Annotated in this window: 19 protein-coding genes; 11 read left to right on the top strand and 8 right to left on the bottom strand. The window is 69.5% G+C overall.

Features of this window, described 5'->3' with window-relative positions; genetic code table 11:
* The first annotated feature begins 115 nt into the window (after positions 1-115).
* The 4 genes from DEI82_RS15200 to DEI82_RS15185 all read left to right on the top strand — a co-directional run bounded on the left by DEI82_RS15200 (position 116) and on the right by DEI82_RS15185 (position 4,302).
* Entirely contained in the window at positions 116-1,120 is a 1,005-nt protein-coding gene (locus tag DEI82_RS15200) for an aldo/keto reductase family protein (RefSeq protein WP_111037496.1), read from the top strand.
* 160 nt (positions 1,121-1,280) lie between these two features.
* A complete protein-coding gene (locus tag DEI82_RS15195) occupies positions 1,281-1,841 on the top strand; it encodes a YceI family protein (RefSeq protein ID WP_111037495.1) in 561 nt (186 codons plus the stop codon).
* A gap of 917 nt (positions 1,842-2,758) precedes the next feature.
* Positions 2,759-3,325: a TIGR03086 family metal-binding protein gene (locus tag DEI82_RS15190; RefSeq protein WP_111037494.1), complete on the top strand. Its 567-nt coding sequence runs from the start codon at positions 2,759-2,761 to the stop codon at positions 3,323-3,325.
* The gene (locus DEI82_RS15185; protein ID WP_111027699.1) at positions 3,322-4,302 is read left to right on the top strand and encodes an aldo/keto reductase; all 981 of its coding nucleotides are present in this window, start codon (positions 3,322-3,324) and stop codon (positions 4,300-4,302) included. The genes DEI82_RS15190 and DEI82_RS15185 overlap by 4 nt, the downstream gene beginning before the upstream one ends.
* A gap of 118 nt (positions 4,303-4,420) precedes the next feature.
* Here the strand turns inward: DEI82_RS15185 and DEI82_RS15180 are convergent, their stop codons facing one another.
* A complete protein-coding gene (locus DEI82_RS15180) occupies positions 4,421-5,341 on the bottom strand; it encodes an oxygenase MpaB family protein (protein ID WP_111037493.1) in 921 nt (306 codons plus the stop codon).
* 70 nt (positions 5,342-5,411) lie between these two features.
* Here DEI82_RS15180 and DEI82_RS15175 point away from each other — a divergent pair, with 70 nt between their 5' ends.
* The gene (locus DEI82_RS15175; RefSeq protein ID WP_111037492.1) at positions 5,412-7,097 is read left to right on the top strand and encodes a long-chain-fatty-acid--CoA ligase; all 1,686 of its coding nucleotides are present in this window, start codon (positions 5,412-5,414) and stop codon (positions 7,095-7,097) included.
* Between the two features lie 880 nt (positions 7,098-7,977).
* Here the strand turns inward: DEI82_RS15175 and DEI82_RS15170 are convergent.
* Positions 7,978-9,981, bottom strand: a complete 2,004-nt coding sequence (locus DEI82_RS15170) for an amino acid transporter (RefSeq protein WP_258372094.1) — start codon at positions 9,979-9,981, stop codon at positions 7,978-7,980.
* A gap of 54 nt (positions 9,982-10,035) precedes the next feature.
* Positions 10,036-10,845, bottom strand: a complete 810-nt coding sequence (locus DEI82_RS15165; RefSeq protein ID WP_375334636.1) for an ABC transporter permease — start codon at positions 10,843-10,845, stop codon at positions 10,036-10,038.
* Here DEI82_RS15165 and DEI82_RS15160 point away from each other — a divergent pair.
* From DEI82_RS15160 to DEI82_RS15135, 6 genes are all read left to right on the top strand, one after another.
* Entirely contained in the window at positions 10,765-12,225 is a 1,461-nt protein-coding gene (locus tag DEI82_RS15160; protein WP_111037491.1) for a recombinase family protein, read from the top strand. The genes DEI82_RS15165 and DEI82_RS15160 overlap by 81 nt on opposite strands.
* 494 nt (positions 12,226-12,719) lie before the next feature.
* Positions 12,720-12,944 (top strand): hypothetical protein, encoded by a 225-nt coding sequence (locus DEI82_RS15155; protein WP_146242947.1) that lies wholly within the window; start codon positions 12,720-12,722, stop codon positions 12,942-12,944.
* Between the two features lie 350 nt (positions 12,945-13,294).
* On the top strand, positions 13,295-13,936 hold the full coding sequence (locus DEI82_RS15150) for a hypothetical protein (protein WP_146242946.1): 642 nt from the start codon (positions 13,295-13,297) through the stop codon (positions 13,934-13,936).
* A 135-nt stretch (positions 13,937-14,071) separates the two neighbouring features.
* Positions 14,072-14,788 carry a hypothetical protein gene (locus tag DEI82_RS15145; protein WP_146242945.1) on the top strand — a complete coding sequence of 239 codons (717 nt, stop codon included), beginning with the start codon at positions 14,072-14,074 and terminating at the stop codon, positions 14,786-14,788.
* Positions 14,785-15,042, top strand: a complete 258-nt coding sequence (locus tag DEI82_RS15140; protein ID WP_111037487.1) for a hypothetical protein — start codon at positions 14,785-14,787, stop codon at positions 15,040-15,042. Before DEI82_RS15145 ends, DEI82_RS15140 begins: the two co-directional genes overlap by 4 nt.
* A gap of 817 nt (positions 15,043-15,859) precedes the next feature.
* A complete protein-coding gene (locus tag DEI82_RS15135) occupies positions 15,860-16,237 on the top strand; it encodes a hypothetical protein (RefSeq protein ID WP_111037486.1) in 378 nt (125 codons plus the stop codon).
* 912 nt (positions 16,238-17,149) lie between these two features.
* Here DEI82_RS15135 and DEI82_RS16035 read toward each other — a convergent pair.
* From DEI82_RS16035 to DEI82_RS15115, 5 genes are all read right to left on the bottom strand, one after another.
* Complete coding sequence (locus DEI82_RS16035) at positions 17,150-17,623, bottom strand: hypothetical protein (protein WP_146242944.1); 474 nt, start codon at positions 17,621-17,623, stop codon at positions 17,150-17,152.
* A complete protein-coding gene (locus DEI82_RS15125) occupies positions 17,598-19,034 on the bottom strand; it encodes a hypothetical protein (protein WP_111037484.1) in 1,437 nt (478 codons plus the stop codon). Before DEI82_RS15125 ends, DEI82_RS16035 begins: the two co-directional genes overlap by 26 nt.
* Positions 19,035-20,275: 1,241 nt before the next feature.
* Positions 20,276-20,506 (bottom strand): hypothetical protein, encoded by a 231-nt coding sequence (locus DEI82_RS15120; protein WP_111037483.1) that lies wholly within the window; start codon positions 20,504-20,506, stop codon positions 20,276-20,278.
* A gap of 516 nt (positions 20,507-21,022) precedes the next feature.
* Complete coding sequence (locus DEI82_RS16320; protein ID WP_181435245.1) at positions 21,023-21,175, bottom strand: hypothetical protein; 153 nt, start codon at positions 21,173-21,175, stop codon at positions 21,023-21,025.
* Complete coding sequence (locus DEI82_RS15115; RefSeq protein WP_111037482.1) at positions 21,172-22,254, bottom strand: ATP-binding cassette domain-containing protein; 1,083 nt, start codon at positions 22,252-22,254, stop codon at positions 21,172-21,174. Before DEI82_RS15115 ends, DEI82_RS16320 begins: the two co-directional genes overlap by 4 nt.
* Positions 22,255-22,478: the final 224 nt, after the last annotated feature.

Raw genomic sequence — 22,478 nt, 5'->3', positions numbered from 1 at the left:
GCCAGGGCCGCGTCACCCGACGTTCACATCCCCGACACACGCCGGCAGGTCGGCCGGGAGGCCCGGGGCGCCCTCCCGAGCGCCGGATCGGTACCGTTCCGGTAGCGTCCGGAGCATGGAATTCCGATACCTCGGCAACAGCGGACTGAAGATCTCCGAGATCACCTACGGCAACTGGCTCACCCACGGGTCGCAGGTCGAGAACGACGTCGCGACGCAGTGTGTGCGCGCGGCCCTCGACGCCGGCATCACCACGTTCGACACGGCGGACACGTACGCGAACACGGCCGCCGAGACCGTCCTCGGCGAGGCGCTCAAGGGCGAGCGGCGACAGTCCCTCGAGGTCTTCACGAAGGTGTACTGGCCGACCGGCCCGAAGGGGCACAACGACGTCGGCCTCTCGCGCAAGCACATCCTCGAGTCGATCGACGGTTCGCTGCAGCGCCTCCAGACCGACTACGTCGACCTCTACCAGGCGCACCGTTACGACCACGAGACGCCCCTCGAGGAGACCATGCAGGCCTTCGCCGACGTGGTGCGGCAGGGCAAGGCGCTCTACATCGGTGTCTCCGAGTGGACCGCGGACCAGATCCGCGCCGGACACGAGCTCGCCCAGCAGCTCGGGTTCCAGCTCATCGCGAACCAGCCGCAGTACTCGATGCTCTGGCGCGTCATCGAGGGCGAGGTCATCCCGACCTCGAAGCAGCTCGGGCTGTCGCAGATCGTGTTCTCCCCGATCGCCCAGGGTGTGCTGACGGGCAAGTACAAGCCGGGTCAGCCGCTCCCCGAGGGCTCCCGCGCGACGGACGAGAAGGGCGGCGCGCAGATGATCTCGCGCTGGATGCGCGACGACGTGCTCGAGCGCGTCCAGGCCCTGCAGCCGATCGCGGACGACCTCGGCCTGTCGATGGCGCAGCTGTCGATCGCGTGGGTCCTGCAGAACGACAACGTCGCGTCGGCCATCATCGGGGCCTCCCGGCCGCAGCAGGTCGTCGACAACGTCGTCGCGGCGGGGGTGACCCTCGACGCCGAGGCGATGCAGCGCATCGACGACGCCATCGGCTCGATCGCGGAGCGCGACGCGTCGAAGTCGGTCTCCCCGACCTCCCGTCCGGCCTGATCCACGCGGTCGGGTCGCACGGCGACACGCCCGTCCCGACCATTTAGTAGTCGCTACAACCTTTTTCGGCGATCCCGGGTTAGACTGCCGACCGATGCGCTTGCATCGACCAGCGGTCACCGGGCCGCGACGAACGTCCCAGCACCACGAGGAGAACTCCATGGCCATCACCGCCGCCGCCATCCCCGGCTACATCGCCGGCACCTGGAAGCTCGACCCGACCCACTCCGAGGTCAGCTTCTCCGTCCGCCACCTCGCCATCAGCAAGGTCAAGGGCACGTTCCAGACCTTCGACGTGACCGCCGTCACCGCCGAGAACCCGCTCGAGTCGACCGTCGAGGCGACCATCGACATCGCCAGCGTCAAGACCGGCCAGGAGGCCCGCGACCAGCACCTCGCGACGAGCGACTTCTTCGCCGCGGACGAGCACCCGCAGATGGTGTTCCGCTCGACGGGCATCCGGGAGCACGGCGACGACCTCCTCATCCACGGCGAGCTCACCCTCCGCGGCGTCACCAAGCCCGTCACGCTGAAGACCGAGCTCGGCGGCATCACCACCGACGGCTACGGCCAGACCAAGCTCGGCGCCGAGGCCACCACGAAGATCGACCGCACCGAGTTCGGCGTGAACTGGAACGCGGCGCTCGAGGCCGGCGGGTTCACCCTCGGCAACGACGTCACGATCACCCTCGACATCCAGCTCGTCCTCCAGGCGGCCTGAGTCACCTCCCTCGGGGCCGCCGGCCCACCGGGACACGGAGCCCCGACGCGTGCGCGCGCCGGGGCTCCGCCGCGTCCGGGTCCGGGTCCGGGCCGGGTTGGGGGTCCGGGTCCGTTCCGGGTCCGGGTCCGGATCCGTTCCGGGTCCAGGTCCGGGTCCGTGCAGGACGGGAGGCTCGCGGCGGCCCTGCTGCGTCCCTCCAAGCAGCGCACGCCTGGACCGTCGACGCGACGCGGGCGCCGCTCCCATCCCGCCGCGGATGCGGGCCCCGCTCCGCCGCCGACAACTCAGGACGGCAGGCAGGAGACGGAGCCGCCACGCCCCTCCCGGCCGAGGATTCCTGAGTCGTCGACCGGACGGGGATCTGCTGGACACGCTCTCGCTGCACCGCCGCCCACCCGCGCGCACACGCTGCACCTCCTCCGAACCGTCGGCGGCACCCCGCGGCCCTCCCCCACCGGCGCGCGGGCAGCCTGGTGACAACGCAGGACAGGAGGTCCGCGGCAGCCCTGACCCGTCCCTCCCGACCGCGTGTTCCTGATCTGTCGACGCGACATGGCCGACGGCCCGCGTCGCGCACGCGCGTGCGAGGCGCGCACGAGCACACCAGCGCACCAGCGCACCAGCGCACCAGCGCGCGAGCGCACCAGCGCGCGAGCGCACCAGCGCGCCAGCGCGCCAGCGCACCAGCGCACCAGCGCCCCGGCTCGCCGGCGCCCACGGCGAACCACCGACGCCACCGCATCCGCGCACACCCACCGCACCCCGCCACCCACCGCACCCACTGCACGAGTAGCGTGGTGACGCCCGACCAGCAGGACGCGCCCGGGCCGAGACCGCGGGGACACGCCGCCCGCCGGGCACGTTGCCCCGCAGGCAGCGCATCCCGCACCAGGACCCGAGACAGGAGCCCGACCATGGCCTTCGACTGGATCACCCTGCAGGCGCTCGCGGCGGCCGAGTTCGGCCGTCGCCTCGAGCAGGTCACCGACTGGGACGCGCCGACGCCCGACACGGAGTGGTCGACGCGCGACCTCGTCACCCACGTCATCGACGAGCAGCGGTGGATCCCACACCTGCTCGCCGGCCACGACCACGAACAGGCGCACGACGAGCTCGAGCCGATCGGCGGGGACCTCGTCGCCGCGTGGACCCGGTTCTCCGCCGCCGCGACGGAGGCCTGGCGGAACGCGCCCGACGACACCCCCGTACACCTGGCGACGGACACGGTGCCCGCCGCGGAGTACCTCGCCGAGCAGACCTCCGACATCACGATCCACACGTGGGACCTCGCCCGCGCCACGGGTTCGGACGAGCACCTGCCGCTCGAACTCGTCCAGGCCGTGTGGACCGTCTTCGAACCCCAGATCGACTCGCTCGCCGCGAGCGGTCTCTACGACGCACCAATCCAGGTCGACGACGACGCCCCGCTGCAGACGCGGCTGCTCGCCGTCACCGGCCGCGACGAGAGGATCACCGCATGAAGACCGTCCGACTGGGCAACTCGGGACTCGAGATCAGCGCCGTCGTGCTCGGCATGATGAGCTACGGGGACCCCGGCAGGGGTTCGCACGAGTGGAGCGTCGGCCTCGATGACGCCCGCCCGTTCATCCGCCGCGCGTACGAAGCGGGCATCACGACGTTCGACACCGCGAACGTGTACTCCCTCGGATCGAGCGAGGAGATCACGGGCACCGTCCTCAAGGAGCTCGCTCCGCGCGAGGAGGTCGTGATCGCCACCAAGGTGTTCAACCGCATGCGCGAGGGCCGCAACGGCGCCGGCCTGAGCCGGGTGTCGATCATGCACGAGATCGACGCCTCGCTGCAGCGGCTCGGCACCGACTACGTCGACCTCTACCAGATCCACCGCTTCGACCCGAACACGCCGATCGAGGAGACGATGGAGGCCCTGCACGACGTCGTCAAGTCCGGCAAGGCACGGTACATCGGCGCCTCGAGCATGTGGGCGTGGCAGTTCGCCGAGATGCAGCACGTCGCCGAGCGGCACGGCTGGACGAAGTTCGTGTCGATGCAGGACCAGGTGAACCTGCTCGAGCGCGAGGAGGAGCGCGAGATGCTCCCCTTCTGCGAGGCCACCGGCGTCGGCGTGATCCCGTGGAGCCCCCTGGCCCGCGGCAAGGTCACCCGCCCCTGGGGTGAGGGCGGCACGAAGCGCGAGGGCACGGACGAGTTCGGCAAGACGCTCTACAAGCAGGGCGAGGAGTCGAACAAGGCGATCGTCGACGCGGTCGCCGCGATCGCGTCGGAGCGCGGGGTCACCATGGCGCAGGTCGCGCTCGCCTGGGTGGCCGGCAAGTCCTCGATCACGGCCCCGATCATCGGTGCGACCAAGGAACACCACATCGACGACGCCGTCGCGGGCGTGGAGCTCGAACTCACCACAGACGAGATCGCCCGGCTCGAGGAGCCCTACACGCCCCGGTACCCCTCCGGGTTCTGAGCGTCCGTCGCGGTCGTGGGCCGCGCCTCCAGGCCGTCCGGTCGGGAGGCGCGGCCCGCGTCCGTCAGGCCGACGCGCGCCTCCAGGCCGTCCGGTCGGGAGGCGCGGCCCACGTCCGTCAGGCCGCCTGCTGTTCCGCGCGGAGCCGGTCGATGCGTGCCAGGGCGACCCGCTCGGTACCGCTCCGCCCACCGAGCACCCTGCCGATGCCGTCGAGCACGAGCCGCGTCGAGGCGATCGCCGGTGCGGGCAGCGGTCCGACGCCCGGCGCCCGGAGGCCGAGGAGCTTCCGGTGCCGCGGGTCGAGCGACGCCACCGCGCCGTCGAACAGCACGCGGTACCCGGGCCGGAGCATCCGGGACAGGGGCGGGTTCCGGATGAACGAGACGACCTCGTGCGTGCGGTCCGTGACGGCGAGGTCCCCGCGGTCGAGGTACCCGTCGAGCTGGGCGCGCAGTTCCTCGTCGGACTCCGGCGGCCCGTCCACGCGCATGAGTCGCCCTGCCGTCGCCCACTCGCGCACGTAGGCGTCGGCGCCGCCGGGGATGCGCTCGCCCCAGAGCTCGGCCGTCCGCAGGAACGAGTCCGCGAACGCCAGGTGCACCCAGCGGAGGAGGTCCGGGTCGTTCGCGCTGTAGGGGCGCGTGACGCCGTGGGCGTCCGTGAACTCGCCCCGGACCCGCTCGTGCAGCCGGAGGACCCACTCGCTCGCGGCCGTCGCCGTCGCGGTGTCGCCGTGCGAGACGGTGTAGATCCAGCGGATGGTGCCCGCGAGCCGGCCGAAGGGGTCCTCGCGGTAGCGGGAGTGGTCGGCGACCCCGGCGAGCGCCCCGGGGTGCAGCGCCTGCACGAGGAGCGCCCGCACGCCCGCGACGATGGTGGACATGCCGCCGTGCACCGCCCACGTCGCGGCGTCGGGGCCGAAGAAGCCCTCGTCGGTGCCGTGCTCGAGATCGCCGATCCACTGGGGCCGCTCGGTGGCGCTGCCCGTGAACGTGGCGTTGAGGCGATCGCGCATCGCCGTGGCCAGGGAAACCATGCAGGGATCGTCCCTCGCACGCCGGGGAGTCGCCTGAGCGCGGGCATCGGGCCGCCTCTAGGGTGAACGGGTGAGCACCGACACGCCACGGCCTTGGCAGCGCAGCTACGCCCCTGGAGTCCCGTTCGACATCGACGAGCCCACCGGGTCGTTGCTCGACCTCGTCGAGGGCTCCGCGGCCCGCTACCCGCGCAACGTCGCCCTCGAGTTCTTCGGCGCGACGACGACCTACCGGGAACTGCAGGCGCAGATCGAGCGCGCGGCCCACGGACTGCAGCAGCTCGGGGTCGGAGCGGGCGACCGCGTCGCCATCGTCCTGCCGAACTGTCCGCAGCACGTCGTCGCGTTCTACGCGGTGCTCCGGCTCGGCGCGATCGTCGTGGAGCACAACCCGCTCTACACGCCGCGGGAACTCCGGCACCAGTTCGAGGACCACGGCGCCAAGGTGGCGATCGCGTGGGACAAGGCGGTGGCGACGCTCCAGGACTTCCCGATCGACCTGGCGCTCGACGCGATCGTCTCGGTCGACATGACGCGTGCGATGCCCCGGTCCACCCGGGCGGCGCTCGCGCTCCCCGTCGCGAAGGCGCGCGAGTCCCGTGCGAAGCTGACGACGAAGGTCCGCGGGACGACGCGCTGGGAGTCGCTCGTCGATGGCCGCCGGCTCTCCCGGAGGCACCCCCACCCGGCGACCACCGACACGGCGCTCATCCAGTACACGTCCGGCACGATGGGGAACCCGAAGGGCGCGGTCCTGACGCACCGGAACCTCCTGGCGAACGCGGCGCAGGCGCGGGCGTGGATCCCCCAGATCAAGCCCGGTGACAGCGTCGTCTACGCGATCCTGCCGATGTTCCACGCCTACGGCCTGACGCTCTGCCTGACGTTCGCGATGAGCATGGCGTCGCGGCTCGTGCTGTTCCCCGCGTTCGATCCGCAGCTCGTGCTCGCCGCGATGAAGCGCCATCCGCCGACGTTCCTGCCCGCGGTGCCGCCGATCTACGCCCGACTCGAGCACGCCGCCGGCAAGAAGGTCTCGCTGCGGGGCATCGAGATCGGCATCTCGGGTGCCATGCCGCTCTCGCAGGCCGTCATCGAGCCGTGGGAGGCCAAGACCGGCGGCGTCCTGGTCGAGGGCTACGGCCTGTCCGAGACGTCTCCCGTCATCATGGCGAACCCGGTCTCCGACGCTCGGCGTCTCGGCACGATCGGCCTCCCGTTCCCGTCGACCGACATCCGCGTCGGCGACCCGGACGACCCCTCGAAGGACGTCCCGGTCGGGCAGCCGGGCGAGCTGCTCGTCAAGGGTCCGCAGGTGTTCCAGGGCTACTGGGGGCGCGCAGACGCCACGGACGAGGCGTTCACGGCCGACGGCTGGTTCCGTACGGGTGACATCGTCTCGATCGACGAGGACGGCTTCGTGTCGATCGTCGACCGACTCAAGGAACTCATCATCACGGGCGGCTTCAACGTCTCGCCGTCCGAGGTCGAGGACACGCTCATCCGCTCCCCCCTGGTCCGCGAGGTCGCCGTCGTCGGCATCACCACGGGCGGCAACGAGCAGGTCGTGGCGGCGGTCGTGCCCACCGACCCCGCCACGTTCTCGGCCGACGCGCTCCGTGAGTACGCCCGGGAGCACCTCGCCCCGTACAAGGTGCCGCGTCGCGTCGTGGTGGTCGAGGACCTGCCCCGCTCGATGATCGGCAAGGTGCTCCGGCGCAAGGTGCGGGACCGCATCACCGGCGCGGACGCGTAGCGGCGGCGTCGCGCGGCCCGGTGGCGCTGCCCGGCGGCGTCGCGCGGTCCATTGGCGCTGCCCGTGGTACGGCCGTCGCGCGCGGATTCCGGGAGCCAGCAGCTGCCAGGCAGACAATTCAGGAAAACGACGCCGGGAGGGACGCCACAGGCCCGCCACCCTACCTGTTCTCCTGAGTTGTCCGCCTCCGGCGACGAGACGTACCGCGCCCTGCGCGTCCACGACGTACCGGGCGCACGCCGCACCTCCCGACGGCTGGCGGACGACGAATCAGGAACCGGACGCCGGGAGGGACGCCACGGACCCGCCACCCGACCCGCTTTCCTGAACCGACGTCCCCGCGCGGTAGCCGCTGCTGCCGCCGCCGGCGACAAGTCAGGAAGCGGGCATCGCGAGGAGCGCTGCGGAGCCACCAACGGGCTCGCATTCCTGATTTCGCCACACCATGGCGACGGACGCGCCGGGCCCACCACGTCCCCACCTCCCGACTTGCGCTGACCTGCCCAGCCCGCGCCGCGCCGCGGACGACGGGTCAGGAACACGACACCGGGAGGGACGCCGCGGCACCGCCGGCCGCTCGCGTTCCTGAATCGGCCACCCATGACGACGGCCGCACCGCGCCCGCCTCACCCCCATCGACGACGCGCGCCGACCAGCCGACCCCGACCCGCGCCTCCCGGCTCCGGCACCAGCCCTGGCCGCGGCACAGCCCGGCGCCGGCCGCGGCGCACCCGCGGCCCGCCGCGGCCTCCGCCCCAGCACAGCGCCGGCAGGTGACAGATCAGGAACACGGACCCGGGAGGCACGCCGCGAGCGCGCCACCGGGCCCACTTTCCTGACTTGCGCACCGTGGGCGATGGGTGAGCACCCGCGCTGCGCCTCACGACACGTGGACGACGGGACGGCGGGCGACGTCCGGCTCGGCCTCGCGGAGCACCTCGCGCGTGACCGGTGCGACCTCGCCGGCGCCGGTGAACAGGAAGCGCACCATGTTGCGGATGGGGCTGCCCTCGGTCCACGCGAAGTAGATGCTCGGCACGACGCCCGTGAGGTCGCGGACGGCGAGGAGCGTCGACGCGATCGTGTTGGGGACGGTGCCCGAACGCACGCGGAGGATCCGGAAGCCGTGCTTGACGACGCCCTCGATCTTGAGGTCCTCCTCGAAGTCCGACGAGTCCGCCGGGTACACCTCGAGGAAGATCGTCGGGACGCGCGCGGGGATGCCGCTCGACCGACGCTCGATCTTGCCCTTGGTCCGGTACTCCTCGGCGCTCCCGTCGTCCGGCTCGTTCGCGATGATGCACACCTGCCCGAACTGGTCGGCATCGGCCACGACGAACTGCTGCGCGACGGCGTCGAGCTCGATCGACGATGCCCGGAGCTCGAACGACCGGCGCACCCGCGAGAGCAGCGACACGACGACGATCGCCAGGATGAACACCGCCGCGATCCGCACGCCGTCGGGGCGTTCGATGACGTTCGCCACGGTCGTGTAGCCGAACACGAGCGTGATGACGCCGAACGCGATGGTCCGGCCCCGCTGCCGCTTCCGCCGTGCCGACAGGGTCACGGCGACCGATGCGCTCGTGATGAGCACGAGCACCCCCGTGGCGTAGGCACCACCCTGGGCGTCGACGTCCGCCTTGAAGATCAGGGTGATGGCGAACGCGATGAGCGTGAAGATGAGCACGAGCGGCCGGACGGCTCGCGCCCATTGCGGCGCCATCCCGTAGCGCGGCAGGAACCGCGGAACGAGGTTGAGCAGGCCCGCCATCGCGCTCGCGCCCGCGAACCACAGGATCGCGATGGTGGAGGCGTCGTACACGCTCCCGAAGACGCTCCCGAGGTACTCGTGGGCCAGGAAGGCGAGCGCTCGGCCGTTGGCCTCACCGCCCGGCTGGAACTCCTTCTGCGGGATGAGGAACGTGGTGACGACGCTCGACAGGATGAGGAACGAGCTCATGATGAGCGCGGCAGTGGTGAGGAGGCGCCGGGTCCCCCGGATCCGCCCCTCCGGACGCTTCCCCGGCACGTCACCGTTCCCGCCGTCGACCTGCGGCATGACCGACACCCCGGTCTCGAACCCGGACAGACCGAGCGCGAGCTTCGGGAACACGAGCAACGCGATCCCGATCATCGCGAGTGGATCGGCGTGCTGCGCGGTCAGTCCCGACCACCAGTCGGTCGCCAGGGAGGGACGGCTCACCACGTGCACGAGCGCCACGGCGACGACGACGAGGTTGAGGACGAGGTACACGGACACGAGCACGACGGCGATGCCGATGGCCTCGCGGAATCCGCGGAGGAACACGACGCCGAGCAGGGCGATGAGCGCGAGCGTCAGCGGCACGGGGATGTCGCTGAACCAGTGCGGCGTGTAGGGGTTCTCGGCGAGGTGCGCCGTGGCGTCCGCCGCCGACAGCGTGATCGTGATCATGAAGTCCGTCACGGCGAACCCGAGCAGGACGAGGACGAGGAGCTTGCCCGCCCACCACGGCAGGAGCTTCTCGAGCATGGCGATCGACCCGGCGCCGCGGAAGCTGTCCTGCGCGACCCGTCGGTACACCGGGAGCGCGCCGAACAGCGTGACGAGGACGAGCACCACCGTCGCGATCGGCGACAGCAGGCCCGCGGCGAGCGCCGCGATGGCCGGCTGGTACCCCAGGGTGGAGAAGTAGTCGACGCCCGTGAGGCACATCACGCGCCACCACGAGTGGGTGCGCTCCACCTCGACCTGGTGGGGGCCCTCGTGGGCGCCCGAGCTCTCGGCGCCCTGCAACATCCAGCGCCGCAGGCGGGTGCTCCGGTCGAGCCGCGGCTCGGTGGCGTCGTGGTCCGCTGCTCCGGGACCCGGCAGGGAGGGGCGGGGGTCGGTCGTCGTCATGGCGCGAGCAGCCTATTCTGCGGGCGGTGTCCCCGCCTGGGGAAGCGCAGCGACCTACCGCTTGCTGATCGAGGCGTACTTCCGCACGCTCCAGGGGACGAACACGACGAGCAGCACCACGATGCCGACGAGCACCGTGGCGACCGGGTGCTGCATGGTCCAGACGTCGGGGACGGGGCTGCTCCCCACGTTGCCGAACAGTTGCCGGACGGCCTGCACGAGCGACGACACCGGGTTCCACTCGGCGAACACCCGCAGCACCAGCGGCAGGGTGTCGCTCGGCACGAACGCGTTCGAGATGAACGTGATGGGGAACAGGATCATGAAGGACGCGTTGTTGATCACCTCGGGCGACCGGACGCTCATGCCGAGCAGCGCCATCACCCAGCTCAACGCGTAGCTGAACGGGAGGAGCAGGACGAGGCCGGCGACGAACTCCCCCGGCGACGAGTGCACCCGCCAGCCGACCGCCAGGCCCGTGAGCATCATGATCAGGACCGAGATCCCGTTGAGGACGAGGTCCCCGTTGGTCCGCCCGACGAGCACGGCGGACGGACTCATCGGCAGGGTCCGGAACCGGTCGATGATCCCCTCCTTCAGGTCCTGGGCCATGCTGTAGCCCGAGAACGTGGCGCCGAACACCACGGTCTGCGCGAAGATCCCGGCCATGAGGAACTGCGTGTAGTCGGTACCACGCACGGCGATCGCCCCGCCGTACACCTGGCTGAACAGCAACACGAACATGATCGGCTGCAGCACCGCGGATGAGACTAAAGTGTACGTGTGAAGGTCATCGGGTACGCGCGCCTCTCCCGTGCCACAGAAGAGTCCACGTCCATTGCACGCCAGCGGCAGGCCATCCAGGATACGGCGCGGCAGCGCGGCTGGGAGCTGGTGCGGATTGAGACCGACAACGACGTCTCCGCAACCCGCACGCGGCTCGACCGCCCGGGCCTCAACGCCGTGCGCGACGCCATCGCAGCGGGCGACGCCGACGCCGTCCTGGTCTGGAAGCTCGACCGCATCGCGCGCTCCGTCGTGGACTTCGGCCTCCTCCTGGACGACGGGCTCCAGATCGTCTCGTGCATGGAGCCACTGGACACGACGACACCGATGGGGCGCGCCATGGCCGAAATCCTCCAGGTGTTCGCCGCCATGGAAGCTCGCACGATCGGGCAGCGCGTGTCGTCGTCGCGGAAGCACCTCGCGACTATCGGCCGCTTCCCCGGGGGTCAGCCCCCGTACGGCTACCGCTCCGTCCCGATGCCGGGCGGCACCGGCCGCACCCTGGAGGTCGACCCCGACGAGGCCGCGATCGTCCGCAAGGCAGTCGACGCGGTCCTCGGCGGCGAGTCGATGTACGCGGTGCTGAAGGAGCTCGACGAGGCTGGCGTACGCACCCGTCGCGGGCTCTCGTGGACCCTCACGACCTTCCCGCGCGTCCTCTGCTCCGAGGCCATGCTCGGCCGTGCCCGCTTCCAGGGCAAGACGGTCCGCGACGACAACGGCCTCCCGCTGACGCCGTTCCCGCCGATCCTGACCCTCGAAGAGCACGACCAGCTCGTGGCCCGCTTCGCGCCCGACGCTGAGCACGCTGAGCGCACCAGGGCCGGCCGACGCAAGGCCAGCCGCCTCCTGTCCGGGCTCCTGTACTGCGAGTCGTGCAACAGCCGGCTCGTCGTCCGCACGAACAACCACCCCTCACGCCCACCGGTCTACTTCTGCCCATCCCGAGGCACTGGCGTTGTCTGCACGGCCCGAGTCAGTGGCCTGGCCTCCAAGCTCGAAGAGCTCGTCACAGACACGTTCCTCGACCTCTACGGCTCGGCGCCGTTCACCGTCGAGCACACCTCCGTCCAGGAGCGCAGCGATGTCGCCCTCGTCGAAGCGGCCATCCGCGACACGACCGACGAGCTCCGGGAGCCCGACGCAGACGTCATGGCCCTGGTCGACCGGCTCAACTCCCTCCGCGCGGAGCGCGAACGCCTCGACAAGCTGCCCACGGCGCCCGTGGTCGAGCGCGTCCCGACCGGCGAGACCGTCGCACAGGTCTGGCACCGCTCCGACTACCGCGCCCAGCGTGACCTCCTGATCCGCGCCGGCTTCTACGGCGTCCTACGCCCGGCCAAGCGCCGCGGCTATTGGGACGACGACCGATTCGACATCCAGTGGGACGTCGACGACGTGCTGTCGCTCGATCCCAACGACGTCGAAGCGCAGTCGCGGGGTCCGATCACCGTGTAAACGCGGCAGTCGCGCCGGTCTGACGCCGGCAGAGTGACCTGAGTGACACAAGTGACGTCACTCTCTATTTCTTCTCTAAGCAGCTCCTCCTCTTAGAGAGAGATAGGGAGTGACGTCTTTTTTGTCACTTCTGTCACTCCGCCCTGCCGCCCAGCGCCGGCACCAATGGGGGGCGCGGGTGCCGCGGGGAAGTGGGCCACCAGGGTGATTCCCCTATGACCCAAGGTGAAGGGCAATCCACCTTGTGTCGCTCCTTCATGGCTGGCTGGGCGCCCGTGTCCGGTCGGGTGTCGTGCGCCGCCGCCGCTCCCGACCAGACGCTCCCCCGCCCGTCTCTCACCGCTGACCCTCGGTCGGCGGTCTTTTTCTTGACCTCGAATCGTTCCCCAACGGAAGGACGCCCGTCCATGGCCGGCCCCATTCACTGCGAGCAGTGCTCCCGCCTGTTCACCCCGGGCAACTCCCGTGCCCGCTTCTGTGGAACGACCTGCCGCGTGAACGCATTCAAGGCCGACCGGGCACGCCGAACCGACGCCCTCACCGCGGAACTCGGGACGCTCACCCAGGCACTCGCCACATCAGCGTCAAACGACCACGCGGCTGCCTATGCGGCGCTGCGTGACCGCCTGACGCTTCCGGACGCCGTAGACCTGCTCGACCCCACGCTCCGGGGTATGGCGCTCGGCCTCGCCGCGCTCGGCGCCAGGGCCGACGAGTGACAAAAGTGACGCCGCACAGCGATGACCGCACCGCCAACCAGGCTACAAGCCGCCCTTTTCGCCTCTCATGACGCGAGTACCAGCAAATGCCTGGTCAGGCACGCTTTCAAGCTCCACGGGGCGCGTCAAGAGGCAAGTAACCGTTTCCCTCGTGACGCTCCACGCGTCATGAGCACTGAAAGGTACTAATGCCCTCGCTCATTGACTGGGCATCCGCCCCCTTTGATTCGCCGCCACCCATCGATCCGTACGCCCCACGCGCCCGTCGTCCGATGGCCCCGTGGGACGACCCCTACGCGGAGGGCAGACCGGACCTCTGTCCCTTATCTCTCGGAGCACTCAACTCGCTCGTGATTGACGAGGACTTGATTCGTCTCGGGTACCTGTACGTTCCTGGACGCGGCAATGGGTACAGCCGTGACGGCCAGCGAATCGACCGCTACGCAGTTGGTGACGGCATTGCGGCGGTCTTTCGCACGGCCGGCGCCGCGCTCGACGCCTTCATCGCTACTAATCGCACCATCGCCCGCGCTCGGCAGACCGAAAGCCAAATGGGGCGCCTTCGCGCAGAGCACTCCCCCGCCGCAAACTCCCGCTATCAGCTACTCGCTGCCACCCTCGACGGCCTGGACGCTTCGCTGCCGATACCGCGCTCGGCCCTTCAGCTACTTGCTGCGAGCTTCCATGCCACGGCGCGGGAGATTGAGGATCGGCGCGGTTACCGAGACGAGGCAATCACCCGTTTCCGGGACGCCATTACCCGCCGCTCAGAGCACGCCGACAGCATCCGCGGACGGGTGCTGCGCTACCTCGACACGCTGCCCGCTCAGACCTATAACCGCAAAGCGCTGCACGAAACGACATGCCGCGTGCTTGGTCTAGACCCGGCTCGCTTCGGTACGCGCTCGTTCTACTCACTCGTTACCGAAGCCTGCCCGCGCTACGCCGGCACCGTCCGGCTGCACTCGGGCTACGGCTACGTCATCGAGTAGCCACCCGACGGCAGCGCCGTCCCCACATCTTCACGCCTCCGGACTCGCCGCGCCGGGGGCGTTTCTCATGCGCGCCCGCGCACAGCCACCGCGGCTCACACGCTCAGCAGGACTGAGCAGAACGGAACACGCAACGTGTCAGAAATCCTCGGACCCAACCAGCGGATGCAGGCCATCCGCGACGACGCCCGCGCGAAGGCTGCCGCGGAAAGCGACCGCATCGCCGGCCGCGACCGGAGCCAGCTCGACGACGCCGAAGCTCGTCTCGACGCGGCGTACCGCGCCGTTGCAGAGGCCCGTCAGCGCCGGAACCGACTGGCGAAGGGCGGCGAGTCAGGCGGCAGGCCAGACAGCCCGCTCACGCGGGCTCGTGGCGTCGCCATTGACGACTGGGAGACCGCGCTGGACAACGTGCGTGCTGCCGAAGCCGGCTGGTCGGTCGCCGCGAACGAGCACAAGCGGGCGCACGATGCGTACGCGCGCCAGCGGCCCGCGAATCCCGCGGCAGCACAGCGAGCGGCAGCCGCCGCGTTCGACGAACACCTCGCAGCGCTGCCCGAATCGCTCGTCGCCGCCGTCGAACACGTCGCGGCCATGCGAGCCCTCGCGCAGCTCGCCGGTCGGCCCATTGCTTCCCTCGCGACCGGCGACGTCTTCGCCGCGGTCGACACCCTCATCCCCGCAATCGAAGAGGGCTTGCGAGTCGCCGCCGCCCACCAGCGCGCCATGGCCGCGCAGCTCACAGCCGGCATGGCCAACCCCGAGCCCCGGCATGGCGCCTCCGACGCCCGTCCCGTGAACCTCGACGCACTCAACGCGCAGCTCGCCGCCCAGAACGGAATCAACCGATGACCTCCGCAGATCACGCCCGCGCCATCGCCCGCGCCATCGTCTCCGCAGCTCCTCTCGACACGCCTCGGCCGTTCGCCTCGCTCGCGTGGGGCGCCCAGCAGGCCATCCGAGCCGAAGCCGACCGCCTCGGCGTCGCTCCCGAAGCCCTCTACGAGGAGCAGACAGCAGCGCTGTCCGCGCACGTCGCGCAGGAGCGACAGCGCATCGCTCAGGAGGACGCCTTCAGCGCAGCCGTCCGCGGCGGTATCCGTTGAGCGCCTACCCACGCTCTGTGACCGACTACCGACCCGGACGGCCCTGGCGCTCATCAGGCACGGCCTACGTCGCCGACGCCCAGACGCCCGCTGGGGACCCCATACCGTTCATCGACACAGCAGAGCTGCGCCTCTACAGCGCTCCCGATCCGGCGCCCGCCGCCGATACCTCTGAGACGGAGCAAACCGATGACTGACGTCAGAGTGCTCCGACCGTACGGGCTGGTGCCGGCGCTGCCCGCCGACGTGCGCGACGCTTTGCTCGGCGTATCCCCTGCGCCGGTCTCCGTTAGGCCGCCGTTCCTCGTGCCGTGCGCCGGTGGTTGCGGACGACTCATCGCGACGCGGCACGCCTCCGGCTCCGTGACCTACTGCCCGGACTGCTCACACCCCAAGCGGCGACGTCGGAAGGCAGTTCAACGCGTGCACGTCCAGCGTGCCCGTCGTTCGCGGTCCGCGGGCGACGCGCACAAGCGCCGACAGCGCGAGTATCGGACGCTCGTCACCGTCAACGGCTGATCGAACCAACGACCGGAACGCGTCGGCGGCATCGATACGTGACCGATCCGTGCCGCCGCCGCGGCGCCGTCGTGGCCGTCGTGCTACGGCTGCGAATCGTCGCGCATGAATCGTCGCTGCGATCGACGGCGCAGGGCGTGACCTGACCGCCGAGCGGTGGGCCAGGCCGGCGTCTATCGGTACGCAGCCCTCCCACCCCCGGTCGCGCGGGATCGGGACGGCATAGCGCCTCGCGCTGCGTCCCGAGCGCGGTCCGTTTTTTGACCTTCGCCCCTCCCGACTCCTAGGAGCCCTGCCCATGCCATCGACCCTTCCGAACCTCGCGGCCGACGACCGCGACCCTCTCGACGGATGGGAGCTACCGGACCACTGGTCGGAGGAAGCCCGCGACACCTTCGCCAACGTCCTGTCCCAGCGCCCCGACCTCGACGGCGCGGACCTGTCCCAGCTCATGCAGGCCGCTGAGCTGGTGGACTACGCCGGCAAGCTCGGCGCCGTAGCCGCCCGCGCCGGCTACGAAGCCACCGGCTCGATGGGTCAGACCGTCGTCCACGGCGCCGCGACCGAGGCACGCCAGGCACGCACCGCCGCCGCCGCGATCCTTGCCCGCCTCTCCCCCACCGAAACTCGTGCCCAGACCCGCAGCCGCGCCAACCTTCGGCGGGGGCGGGCCTGATGCGCCGGCCCCGTAGCGCTACGCGCCCGGACCTCGTGCAGGTGGCCGTCACCACCTTCCCCCGCACGGGACCGCTGCCACCGATGCTCATGCGAGCGCTGCCGACGACGCTTCATGACGCAGTAAGCCTCGCAATCGCCTACGCGGACGACGTCTGCGGCGAGCAGCAACGTTCCGACCGCGAAGCCGTAGCGGAGGCGGCTCTGCACGGACTGCTCCACCCCTACCCCACCGCGGAGGTTACGGTGGGCTCGCTCGCGGCTCTCCACCTCCAAGCTCGCATGCTCCGCAGGCCAAGCGCCTACGACATGCTCGCCAGGGCGCTCCGGCGAGTAACCCGCCACCCTCAGCCCTCGATGGCACGAGCGGCGGATGGCGGGTGATGACAGCGCACCCTTTCGGCTAGTCCGTGATTGCAAGTTCGCGCCAAGCGGCGACCGCCCGGTGAAGTCGGCCGGCATGCTGGCCGCGCGCCCTGGTGAGGAGCGACGGCAGCTCGGTGCCGCTCAACTTTACGAGGATTCTTACGCCAGGCATGATCGGGACGAATGAACCAGTTCGGCTTGACTTGCCCGTCGTAACTCGACGTGAGCGGTCTTGGACTACTGCCGTCGGGACTCGCGTCGGCAGAAGTGTTTGCTGACGGACGCCCACTCACTCCTGGTCGGTCCGACGTCGCCGCGTCCGGATGAGTCGCTAACAGCCGAATGATGCGGTCGCGCTGGCCGTGACGCCGCAAATGGTCCCGCCGATAAAGGCCGTCCTGCCAGCCGCGGCCCTACTCGCCCCCAGGGTTGCAAATCGCAGGAGGTGACGCGGCGACTAGAGTGCGCATGCATACGCGGCGCCGTAGCGGGCGCCCGTACCCAGCTGCTCGCGGCGACCGAAATGCCCACTCGACCGCTTTGTCACTCATGTCTGCGACAGGGGAACGCCCCGCTTCGCGTAGACTTTCTTGCCCGTGGCGAGCGTTACGAATGCGCGTAGCTCCCGACCGGGCTTTCCGTGCCTGGCTGCCGAGTCCCTGATGCCTTCAGACTCGGCGTAAAAGGTTCCCATCGCCCCGGCCTCAAGGCGGTGGGGAAGTTGCGTCGAGAATGAGAGCGGTGTAAACACCACGAGCTGGCCCAGTCCGCGACCGAGTGACACACCCCACCCCGTGACGGTTACGGCAGCTGCACCAACGTTGCGTGCTTCAACACTCAACAACTCACCGCTAGTACCCCCTTGGGCGTACCCCACCCAGGCCCGTGCACACTGCACTTTCACACGGTGCGCCGATCGCCGCCAGACAAACGCTTCCCGCAAGAGCGCGGCTATCCCCGTGAGGGCGCCGACCCACGCAGCAATGGTGGAAAGGTCAGGAATCTCGAAGATTATCTTCATTGCTCACCTCTTCCCATTTCCCCTCGTCGGTCACGCGAACCCCAACACCACCGAACCGCTGCTGAATGCTCCACAGCTCGCGTCCGTTCCGGTAGAACTTCAGGAGGTCGTCACCCTTTCCCGTAAGATACAGGGCGAGGAGTCGAACGAGCATGCTGTTCGTCGAGCTGACGAGGTAGGTATACTTCGAGTCTGGGAAGTCCCCACGATCGGCGTGCTTTACGTCGTTATAGTTGTTTGCAATCGCCCGAGCTAAACCCACGTCGGAGGCAATGTAATCACCCCAACCGATGCGAAGTACGTAGAGACAACGGAAAACATAGGTCGCCGTGGTCTTCATCCTCCTAGGCGTGTAAGTCTCCTCTTCACCGGGACATTTACCAATCAGACCTCCTGCCGCTTCGAGGCTCATTGACGTAGACACCACTCGGTCCTCAATGAAAGCCCCTCTCCTTCCGAGCACTCCTGCACTCGGAAGGATGAAGCGCCGCCATGTGTCGTAGTTCGCCGCCCAGGTGGCGAGCCCGTCTGCACCGATCTGCGTCATATGAGCGAGCGGGCGATCAAGTTCCTTCCGCGACGGAACTGGCGTTAGGCGTTCGCGGACGGTCCTGTCAGAGATAAGCTCCACAAACGGATGGTTGTACGTCTTGCCGTTCAGCAAGCGAGAAGCGAAGCGCTCGTCCTGCACTCGGTGCTCTCTAAACGAGATTGGGCGCCCGTAGAGGAAGACGAGGAGCGAGGCGATCTTCCGTTGTGCAGCGAAATGCTCGTGGAAGGACCGCGGCCCATCGACGAAAGCGCTCTCCAGTACGACGTTGTCGGACAACTCGACGGCGCGATTGTAACCATCCGTGTGGTGCGCGGCAGTCCAGTCAGCGCGCAGGGTCATCGTGGCCTCACCTTGCGACCAGACGAGCTCGTCGGGCGATCGAAGTCTGTACGTGATTGTTCGGATTCGGTGTTCTTCATCCGTCTCCCGGTCCTCATCCGTCGCTTCTAGGCCGGTCCAGTCATTCAAACCGTCGAGCCTGCTTCGCACGGTCTGTACGGTCAAGCCGTCGCTCAGCTCACCGTCGCGCTCGGCTAGAACAGCCTCGGCTGGCTTCAGATTGCCGAGCGAAAGGTTCTGACCGGAGTTTTCGGAGTACCCGGCCCACGTCACGCCGAACAAGCTGACCGGGCCGTTGGCAGTGTGAAGCAGAAGGTTGGAAGGCACGGACATACCGCGAAACCACCGCTCCACGTGTTCGAACTGTCCACCGCCGTCACGACTGACATACGGAACTTCGACTCGTACTCCGTGCTGCTCCGATAGATGGAGGACCGCGGCTTGGTAGGGGGTGCCCTCCACGCCGTCAACGAGGTGCCCCATCAGCCGATCCCCGAAGTTGAGCTCATCCATTGCCATGCGCGCAGCCTAGGAGCGACGCCCAACGTAAGGAAACCGTCACCGTCCGGTCGTCAGCGCTCACTGACCGTGCAGCGTCGCGACAGGGCCACCGCCGCTGCGCATGCTCTAGTACGGACGCGAGCACCGCCCTGTGACCTTCGCGGGCCGTGACGGCAGCTCCCCCGCATCTCGACGCGCCTAACTTCTACCTGCGCCGCACCAGCGCGGGAGCACCTAACTGGCCGGGAGTCGCAGGACGGTTGCTCATTTGGCCCGGGCGCGTGCCCTTCCCCTCCGGGCCGAGCGCTCGGCCTCGACAGCGGCCGAGCCCACTGAACATCAGCGCATACGCCGCTCCACCATCCCAGTCACCGTGTGCCGGAAGAAGTCCGCGTAGGAAAGCTCGTGCTCGTTGTCCGGCCGGTAGCCGCGGCGCCGGTCACGTCGTTGCTTACGGAAAGTGTCGATGCGGACCGGTGGAACGCCCGGCTGTGACTCGTAAATACCCACGTCGGTTCCCTTCGTTATCAGGACGCTCGGTACGCTTTCACGCTATCCCCCGATCGGGGGAGGCAGCAAAGCAATAGCCGACTAACGCGGGTCAACCACGCTGGTTCCACGCATCGGCGCGCCCACCCTCCCGCTCGCGCCGATGTGATAGCGACCACCCTCGATAGCAGAAAAGGAAGCATGCCCGACTTCACACAAGCCCAGCACGCCGCCGCAGCGGCCCTTACCCCTCGTGCCGTACGCGACGCCCAGAGGAGCGGCAACCTGGCCGCGATCCGACGAGCACAGCAGACGGGCGAGCACCCGAGCAGGCCGCGCCGCCCTGACGACACACCCATTGTCGGCGGTCGATACGCCCCCGGCCTCGGTTGGACGGTGCGCCCCTGACCCCCTAATCGACTAGGGCTGAGCAACTACTGATATACCACATTGGGGGGGGTGTCGGAGCGCGTGCCGCGGCTGTTTAAGGAGTCGCCGCGGCACCCCCGCCGCCAGCTTCACGAAGGAATCGCTTTGCATCAACCCACCGCCACAGTCCTCGCAACCCTCGGTCGCCTCACCGTCGCCGCCTCCGCTGCGCTCGACAGCCTGGCCGATCGAATCGCCCACGCGGAGGCCGCTCGCCGGTGACAACCTGACTCGCCCTGACTACAGGGGCGGCATCCCGAGCGGTGGTGTCTCCGTCCGGGCCACGGTGACGAACGCCCCCGACCTACTCAGGCCGGGGGCGTTCGGTGTCATCGCCTGCGCTAGAGGGCGACCCCGTGACGGACGAGCAAATACGCCTTCACGATGACGAGCGCGACGTCGATCCAGCGAGAGACGTCCGGCAGGACCGAGATGACGGCACGCGTGGGCTTGACGATCCAGCGCGAGACACGCCGGTCACCTCGGATAACACCGGGGGATCGCGGTCCAAGGTTGGCCGTAATGGCCCCGATCGGGATAATCTTCCCGTAAGGGACGACCGTTGCTTCCATGATGGTTTCCGTTCCTGAAGGGCACGATGCGGGCCCCGGACCCCGCCAAGAGCTGAGACCCGCACCGTGCCGGTGACGACCCCCGCTGCTGATGCAGACGGGGGTTTGTTGCCGTTCGGACTCGAACGTACGTTCTCGTCCTGGCCCGAAGAGACGTTCGAGCTGGTACAACGCTACATCTTGTGCCCGACGCGGGAGCCGGGCACAAGAGGAAGTGTTACACCCGTGTAGTTCTCCACAGCCCTCCCCACAGGGAGGGCATTCCTGCCGCGCCCCTCACAGCCGCGTATTTCCGCCGGTCTGCGCCCCGCCACCGACATCTGTGCACAGCGGTGGAGGACGTGTTCCACAGGGTGTGGGATTTGCGCTCCGGCGTGTCGCGGGGCGTCGGCCGGAACCGCGTCTGACCAGGGTTTCCGTCGGTCAGAGCAATGATCATGTTGCATTGCCAGAGCTCATGCAGTAAGGCGTCCCCCACCCGCTCCCGATAGCACGCTTGACCAGAGGGTCGATTGCTTACACTTTGGTCACACTCGGCACCGCGAACACGAGCATGTCCGGGGAGCGGCGGATCTTGAGGAGGTTGCGCCGGGTCACGGTCCAGCCGTCGTTGCACCATGACGCGACGCGACGGTCGCGCACGACGGGGAGCTGCGCGGTCGCGGTCATCGCCGTGCCGTCCCCGACGAGGCCGGGATCTCCGGCGTCGACGCCGCACGGTCCTCCGGCCCGGGAGGCCCGGTCACCGTGGTCGCGTCCGTCGCGGTGGTCGGGTCCCCGGCGTCGGCATCGGGTTCCGTCGTCGCGGCGTGCCCGGTGAGGCGCAGGAACACGTCGTCGAGCGTGGGACGTCGCATCCCGGCGTCGTGGAGGTCCACCCCCGCCTCGGCGAGCTCGGCCAGGGCGGCGCGGAGCGCCGACGGGCCCGACCGCACGGCGACCGAGAGGGTCCGGCCGTCCCCACCGATCTCGACGGATCCGTCCCCGTGCCGCTCGAGCACTGCCGCCGCGGCCGCCCGGTCGTCCGCCGACACGAGCGTGACCACCACGCGGTGCCCGCCCACACGGCTCTTCAACTCGTCCGCGGTCCCGTGGGCGATCACCCGGCCGCCGTCGATCACGGCGATGTCGTCGGCGAGCCGGTCCGCTTCCTCCAAGTACTGCGTCGTCAGGAGCACCGTGGTGCCCTCGGCGACGAGTCCCTCGATGACGTCCCAGAGCCCGAGGCGGCTCCGCGGGTCGAGGCCGGTCGTCGGCTCGTCGAGGAACAGCACCGGGGGCTTCGCCACGAGCGCGCCGGCGAGGTCGATCCGCCGGCGCATCCCGCCCGAGAACCCCTTGACGGGCCGGTCGCCCGCCTCGGTCAACCCGAACGCCTCGATGAGCTCCCGCGCACGACGACGCGAAGCCGACCGCCCCAGGTGGTACAGCCGCCCGATCATGTCGAGGTTCTCGAACCCCGTCAGGTTCTCGTCCACGGCCGCGTACTGACCCGACACCCCGATGCGCCGTCGGATGCGCTGGGGCTCCGCGACGACATCGGTCCCGGCGATGGTCGCGCGTCCGGAGTCCGGGCGCGTGAGGGTCGTCAGGACCTTGACGGCGGTCGTCTTGCCCGCGCCGTTCGGGCCGAGCAACGCGGTGACGCTGCCCTCGGGCACGGCGAGGTCGAGCCCCGCCAGGGCATGGACCGGCCCGGTCTTCGCGCGGTAGGTCTTCGTCAGCCCGACGGCTTCGATGAACGGCACGGCGACTCCTTCGACGCGTGTTCCCGGTGTTCCTCGTGTGCGGCCGCGCGACCGGCGCGGCCGATGACCTCAGACGTCGAACCCGCCGAGGTCCTGGTCGAATCCTCCACCCCAGTCGGACCCTGCGTCGAGGCCCGATCCGGAGTCCCACCCCGCGGCCTCGTAGCCGCCGCCGTCCGCGCCGACGTCGGTGCCGTCCGCCCCGCTGCCGTCACCCCCGCTGC

Source organism: Curtobacterium sp. MCBD17_019 (genome assembly GCF_003234555.1).
Lineage (GTDB): Bacteria > Actinomycetota > Actinomycetes > Actinomycetales > Microbacteriaceae > Curtobacterium.
The sequence above is the reverse complement of the archived record's forward strand: the minus strand, read 5'-3'. Positions and strand labels throughout refer to the sequence as shown.

What these genes read in the sequence shown, in the direction of transcription:
- DEI82_RS15170 (WP_258372094.1), bottom strand. Translation starts at nt 9,981, where the DNA reads ATGACGACGACCGACCCCCGCCCCTCCCTGCCGGGTCCCGGAGCAGCG.
- DEI82_RS15125 (WP_111037484.1), bottom strand. Translation starts at nt 19,034, where the DNA reads ATGGCAATGGATGAGCTCAACTTCGGGGATCGGCTGATGGGGCACCTC.
- DEI82_RS15190 (WP_111037494.1), top strand. Translation starts at nt 2,759, where the DNA reads ATGGCCTTCGACTGGATCACCCTGCAGGCGCTCGCGGCGGCCGAGTTC.
- DEI82_RS15185 (WP_111027699.1), top strand. Translation starts at nt 3,322, where the DNA reads ATGAAGACCGTCCGACTGGGCAACTCGGGACTCGAGATCAGCGCCGTC.
- DEI82_RS15180 (WP_111037493.1), bottom strand. Translation starts at nt 5,341, where the DNA reads ATGGTTTCCCTGGCCACGGCGATGCGCGATCGCCTCAACGCCACGTTC.
- DEI82_RS15195 (WP_111037495.1), top strand. Translation starts at nt 1,281, where the DNA reads ATGGCCATCACCGCCGCCGCCATCCCCGGCTACATCGCCGGCACCTGG.
- DEI82_RS15120 (WP_111037483.1), bottom strand. Translation starts at nt 20,506, where the DNA reads ATGGAAGCAACGGTCGTCCCTTACGGGAAGATTATCCCGATCGGGGCC.
- DEI82_RS16320 (WP_181435245.1), bottom strand. Translation starts at nt 21,175, where the DNA reads ATGACCGCGACCGCGCAGCTCCCCGTCGTGCGCGACCGTCGCGTCGCG.
- DEI82_RS15140 (WP_111037487.1), top strand. Translation starts at nt 14,785, where the DNA reads ATGACCTCCGCAGATCACGCCCGCGCCATCGCCCGCGCCATCGTCTCC.
- DEI82_RS15135 (WP_111037486.1), top strand. Translation starts at nt 15,860, where the DNA reads ATGCCATCGACCCTTCCGAACCTCGCGGCCGACGACCGCGACCCTCTC.
- DEI82_RS15200 (WP_111037496.1), top strand. Translation starts at nt 116, where the DNA reads ATGGAATTCCGATACCTCGGCAACAGCGGACTGAAGATCTCCGAGATC.
- DEI82_RS16035 (WP_146242944.1), bottom strand. Translation starts at nt 17,623, where the DNA reads ATGAAGATAATCTTCGAGATTCCTGACCTTTCCACCATTGCTGCGTGG.